Genomic DNA, 6400 nt, shown 5'->3' on the forward strand with positions numbered 1-6400 from the left:
TCATTCTGAAATTTGATTTTTTACCAACTCGTAATATTTGCCTTCAGCCTGGATCAGTTCCTGGTGAGTACCTTCTTCAGCGACCTTTCCATCCTGTAACACCACTATTTTATCCGCATTCCTGACAGTACTCAATCTATGTGCCACTACAACAACGGTTCTGCCCTGGAAGAAGGTGCTCAGGTTCTGCACAATCTCCTTTTCATTATTGGAATCCAATGCATTAGTTGATTCATCGAAGAACAAATACTTAGGGTCTCTGTAAATAGCCCTGGCTATAAGCAAGCGTTGTTTTTGCCCCTGGCTGATGCCAGTTCCGCTATATCCTATCTCTGTATTAAAACCTTTTGGCAACGATTCGACAAACGACAAAATATTAGCCAGCTTACAGGAATAAAAAAGCTTCTCAGGATCGGGTCTTTCATAGCCGACAGCGATGTTCCCTGCAATCGTATCATTAAAAATGTATCCATCCTGCAACACAGCTCCGCACTGCTGTCTCCAGTATCGTGGATTCATATTCTTTAAATTGACCCGGCCAATTCTTAATTCCCCGGAATAATGCTCATAAAATTTCATTAACAATTTCAGTATTGTCGTTTTACCACTTCCGCTTGGCCCTACTATGGCCGTCACCTTCCCTTCCGGTATTACCAGGCTAATGTCATTTAAAATAAGCTTGTCACTCGATCCGGAATAAGCAAAAGACAGATTGTTCAACTGTATGCTTTTGTTCTCCGGCAATGAGTTGATATATATTTCACCGGGCTTCTCCTCATTTTCCAGATCATATATGTCATTCAGCCGCTCCATGCTTATTTTGGTGTCCTGAACATTTTGAATAAACGTAACAAATTGTTCAATTGGATTACTGAGCTGTCCTATAATATATTGTATCGCCAACATGGTTCCAAAAGTCAGATTACCCTCTATGACAAGGCGTGCTACCATAAAAGTAACTATCGTATCCTTACCCTGATTGATCAGCAGCGCTCCGGATTGCTGAAATTGGTTATAATTAAGTTGCTTATAGCCAAGTTTGAATATAGCCGTCTGGATATTTTCCCAGTGCCACCGTTTCAGATCTTCTGCATTATTTAATTTTATTTCCTGCATGCCCTGGATCATCTGAACAGTGGCATTGTTCTCTTTTGAATACACCTGAAAACTTTGATAATTTAATTTACGCCGGGTTGCAAGGAACGAGTACACCCAGGCAAAGTACAAAGCGCCGCCAGCTAAAAAAACTAAGAAGACTTGCGCATTATACGTCAGCAATACGATGCCGAATATAATAAAGTTCATAAAAGAGAAGAGGGTGCTCACCGCCGATCCGGTAAAAAAACCCTGTATCTTCCTGTTGTCATTGATGCGCTGCATCGTATCTCCCATTCTGTAGCGTTCAAAATAGGACAAAGGCAAACTTGTTAACTTGATCCAAAAATCAGACAACACAGATAAATTTACAATAGTACCGATCTCCATCAACAAACGATTCCTTATAAAATCCACCGCCGTCCTGCTGAAAATGAGTACTAATTGAGCGATAATGACGAGTTCGATAAATTGCAGATTTTTTGTATTGATCCCTATATCAACAACACTTTGCGTCAAAAATGGAAACATCAACTGAAATAGAGACGTGATGAGCAATGCAATAAACACCTGTGCAACCTGCCATCGGCTTCCGCGAAAATACTTTATGACAATGTGCCAATTTATCTTTTGCACCTCCTCCTCTTTCCCGGCATAAAACCCCGGGGTTGTGTCTAATAATAATGCGGCACCCACCCTTTCGCCGGTTTCATTTACCGAATTAAGCCAGGACTTGGCTAGTTCACTATGAGAACAGCTAATAACACCAATCGCAGGATCGGCTACTTTTATTAGTTTATTTCGAAAAAATTTCGAGGATGGTAAAAGAACTACAAAATGCCCTTGTCTCCAATGTAATATGCAAGGCATGGTGCCCTCTTTCATCAGCTGCTGAAAGCTCACCTTTACCCCCCTGGTCCTGAATCCCATTTTTTGGGCCATCTCGCTCAATCCTACCAACGACGTTCCACTCAAGACCGATTCTCCCAGCCCACGTATGGTATCCGTATTGTAGTGCTTACCATAATAGCGAGCCACCATGCGCAGACAGGTAGGGCCACTATCTGTAACGGTCAACTGTTTATAAAATTTTAATCTCTTCATTGTTTCAATACCTCATTTTATCATCCGGAGAACTAATTACCATAAATAACTTCGGCTTCCATCAACTCAGTCACCGATAATTTTTCTATCGTTGTATTGTTGATGATCGCAGATCCGACATCGTTGTGGGATTTTCTGCCTTGTTTTCCAAATACAGCTATGCAAAGCAAGAGATTAAAGTTTATAAACAACAGGCCTAAGTGATAACATATCGAGCTGGGCGACATATGATAATTCCGGCACCAGGAGATTACACATACACCCGTCGACAAGGCGGCAAGCACAATATAAAATAAGTTGTTGAGGATGACGCTATTCCAACTCATGCTGTTCTCGAGGCCTTTCTCGGTGACTTTCCAGCCCTGCGGAATACGCAAAAGGAATTTGATGTCGCTTTTGATCTGGGTATACATGATAAAGGTCTCAATCATGAAGAAGCCCGCATAAAGATGCCGGAATTTTCTCATCATCGGCATTTTCATTTTGCGTACATCCGTAAAATAGCTGGTTGCAGCGCCTATTAGCTGAGCCGAAATACCGAATGCCAGAATGAAAATATTTGTAAGCGGTCCAGGAATGAACAATTGAAAAAGCAAGACCAGCAAAAAGAAAAACAGCGTTACCAGGTGATGACCGATATGAAAAGAAAGATCGACTTTTTCAGACAATGACGTCGTCCTGGAATAGAAATTTCTGAAGTATTTGAAAAAGGTCTGGGAGTTACCATACATCCAGCGCATCCACATGCCTTCCAATGCTTTCAATGAGCTGGGGACCCACTCGCCGGTCTGTATGTTCAACGGTTTGCCATAATACCCTTTGGCGTATGCCTGGGTCGACTTTAGAATATCTTCGGTCACGACTATTTTTCCCCTGTAATAATTTGTCCACGTCCCTAATTCATCCAGTACCGTCTTTCTCCAAATGCCGTTGTGACCTTCGAAAATCTTATAACCACCGTACCCTCTGCTGATCATTCTTAACCTTAAGAGGTCCTGACTGACCGCGACTGCCTGGGAGAGGTCGTTAAAATGACCATTAGTAGCCTTAATCCTGAATTGAATAAAGGCTAACGTACTATCGGCTTCCAGTTCAGCAACAGCGAGCTCCAACAAGTCCTCCTTATCGGGAAGAGCGGAGTCGACATCCAGGATAACCACGAATTTACCTTCTTCAATATTCTTCTGTCCCAGGTCCAGGTTACCCGGCTTTAAAGTGCGCTTCTCTTGATTATGAAGGAATTTTGCGCTAATCCCATTATTCGGATGAAGTGTGTTGAAGTCCTCCACATATGTTTTCCAGCTGAGGAAAGCTTCCGTCGATGTGTCTCTTGAGTTATCTACAGCAATGATCTCTTTTCTACCGCTGTAAGGCGCATTCACAACAGAATCAAAAGTCATTTTTGCCACGCTAAAGGGTTCCTGGTAGGAAGGTATGATAAAGGTAATTGTCGGCCATACTCTTTCCTGAGGAGGGAGTTTGACATCATATTCGTCGTTGAACACAAACAATAATTTAAGATCGTATAAGATCTGATACATCCTATGCCAGGTGATCAGCGACAGGGGCAAATCAATGAGGATGATCAAATACGAAGGAAGATGCCTTATCCACATCGTCAATAAGGCTAGGAAAAGAATACCAAGCCCCACCGTCAATGCGAGCACTTTGCCATTCACAAACTTTTTAGAGATCAAAGCTCTTTTAAAAGATTGGACCTTTTCTTTCATGGGATAAAATCTAACGGGCAGTTATTAAGATAATTTAGGAAAAGCACTATTTACTGACGATAAATTTATCAATCACCAGGTAATACGAGTTTCAGGAGAAAAAAACAATACATCTTCCGGACTTTCCACAATGGGCATTCCATGAGCTTATAGAAGCCGGGGGCCCAGCCAGGGGTGATCGTCTGGACATGCCAGGATGCGGACGGCCAATAAAATGAAGTGGATCTATTTAAGAAAATAATTTGATAAGAAACGCCAACCCTATAGAGATAGCTGCCCCTAATATCATGGAGATAAATAGGTGCGCTCGCCAAATGGCACTAACGACTTTATTTTGAGGATATCCAAATTGTCTAAAAACAGACTTCTTACCTACGATTGCTATGACGATTGTAGCAATGATAAAAGTAATTATGGTAAATTTTGCATAATCCATAACGATAAGAGTTTAAGTAAAGTTACAGATTTATTGGAAAAACATCCGCTTAAATATCCCAGTGTTTCATTTTAACATCAGGCGACTGGATCGCCATTCTTAAAACAATAATAAAGTTTTCGCAGATTCCAGCAATCTCTGACGGACTGATTGCATTGGTTTTATATCTGCAATTTACAATCAATCCGTTATTGAAAATATTTATACCGAAGTTAATATCTGAAGACGCAAAGCCTGTGGCGAAATGACAAGGCGCAAAATCCTTCATCGGTTTCTCCATGGTTTCATCCTCTATATTAAGTTGTGCTGCAACCAAATCGTCCCAGAGAACGGGCGAGATCAATCCGTCTTTCATTGTCCACTGCCCATAAGTAATAGTGTGGTAATAGATATGGTCCATCGCCTCAATAATAATGTTCCTGCAGGTCAGCAATAGATCTCGAAAACTTGCTTCAGGATCAATTTTTACTCTCGAGATCAATAGACCGGTCAGCCATCCTATGATCTTCGAATAATCTTCATTGTCACGTGTAGACACGGGAGCATCTATAACAAAATCATTTTGTCCACTTATTCTATTAAGGAATACGCAATAAGCGGCTAATAAAAAGTTGAAAGAACTGATTTCAATATCTTGCCTCAGTATCAGCATCCCGTCCAGGATATCCTTTGAGACCGCGAACTTATATCCTGCATTCTCCGGGTTACCTGCTGCTGAAATAACACCCGTATCCGAGGATCTTATTTTCAACCGTGGCGGAAGGCTCCTGAAGAGTTGCCTGAAATAGGATATATGATAAGCTAATTTATCCCCCTTTAAATGGCTATTGTGATAAGCTACATAATCACTGATCTGTATTTTAAGTGGCTCTAATGGATTGGGTAAACCCTTACTGAAGGCATCATAGAGAATGAACAGTTCTTCCTGAATTATCCTGAGGGATTGGCCATCGTAAATAATGTGATCAATAAGGAAAAGAAAGTAATGCTTGTTTTTTTCATATTTAAGCAATCTGCATTTGAAAGATGGCTCACATTCAAATTTAAATACATAGTTATGCATTTCATCGATTATGTCTTTAATTCTTTTCTCTTTGTTTTTTTGATCACTGATGTCTTCCGAAGTCAAGTTCGAAGTAAAATGCCCTTCCGGGTATATCTTTTGTAGCACTTGTCCATCTCTATCCAAAAATGTTGTCCTCAAACTTTCATGTCGTGCCGCCAAAGCGTCTACCGCCATTGACAATGCTTTTTCGTTTATATCCGTCAACTCTTTTTTAATCAATGACTTCATTGGATGATAAACACCCGATTTATATTCCGAATACCGCCAACTTTGGGCGTGCAAAGTCTCATATACATCTTCAGCATTATGTAACTTTTCTGTCTGGGAATTTACTAAAGGGTGCAACAAGGGATCCTCTGCATATTTTTTCCTTTCTATCAGGTCGGTCATCGATCTTATGGTCGCATATTCAAATACATCCCCCAACGACAACCCCACTCCCAGCTCTTTCCGTATCGACGACACCATCCTGATCGCCAGCAACGAATGCCCTCCCAACGCAAAAAAATTATCCTCCACGCCCACCCGTTCCACCTCCAGCAGCTCTTCCCATATTTTGACCATTTTCTTTTCTCTCTCCGTTCCCGGCGGCACATATTGCCCCCTCAACAGGCCGCTGTCATCCGGCTCCGGTAAGGCCTTCCTGTCTGTCTTCCCGTTCGGGGTCAGGGGCAGCTCCGGTAGCTCCACCCACACCGACGGGATCATGTACTCCGGCAATCGTTCCTGCAAATACGATACGATACCTTCCCGGTCAAACACACCCTCCCCTACGATATAGCCCACCAACCGCTTCGCTCCCCCTGCACTCTCCCGCACCACCACCGCCGCCTGACGCACCAGCCCGCCCGACATCAGCACTCCCTCGATCTCTCCCAACTCGATCCGGTAACCCCGGATCTTCACCTGGTCATCCTTCCTCCCTATATACGCTATATTCCCATCCGGCAGCCACCGCGCCAGGTCCCC

At 42.4% G+C, this 6400-nt stretch carries 3 protein-coding genes; all 3 read right to left on the minus strand.

Annotated features, from left to right (window positions below):
- Nucleotides 1-2199, minus strand: a complete 2199-nt coding sequence (locus tag Q4E93_RS29555; protein WP_303591537.1) for a peptidase domain-containing ABC transporter — start codon at nucleotides 2197-2199, stop codon at nucleotides 1-3.
- A 32-nt stretch (nucleotides 2200-2231) separates the two neighbouring features.
- On the minus strand, nucleotides 2232-3929 hold the full coding sequence (locus tag Q4E93_RS29560) for a glycosyltransferase family 2 protein (RefSeq protein ID WP_303591538.1): 1698 nt from the start codon (nucleotides 3927-3929) through the stop codon (nucleotides 2232-2234).
- A gap of 485 nt (nucleotides 3930-4414) precedes the next feature.
- On the minus strand, nucleotides 4415-6400 hold a 1986-nt coding region (locus Q4E93_RS29565), incomplete at its 5' end, for a condensation domain-containing protein (protein WP_303591539.1).

Source organism: Flavitalea plasmicola, assembly GCF_030546645.1.
Taxonomy (GTDB): Bacteria; Bacteroidota; Bacteroidia; order Chitinophagales; family Chitinophagaceae; genus Puia.

Excerpts from the sequence above, each read along its gene's own strand:
- Q4E93_RS29555 (WP_303591537.1), bottom strand. The coding sequence starts at position 2,199 with ATGAAGAGATTAAAATTTTATAAACAGTTGACCGTTACAGATAGTGGC.
- Q4E93_RS29560 (WP_303591538.1), bottom strand. The coding sequence starts at position 3,929 with ATGAAAGAAAAGGTCCAATCTTTTAAAAGAGCTTTGATCTCTAAAAAG.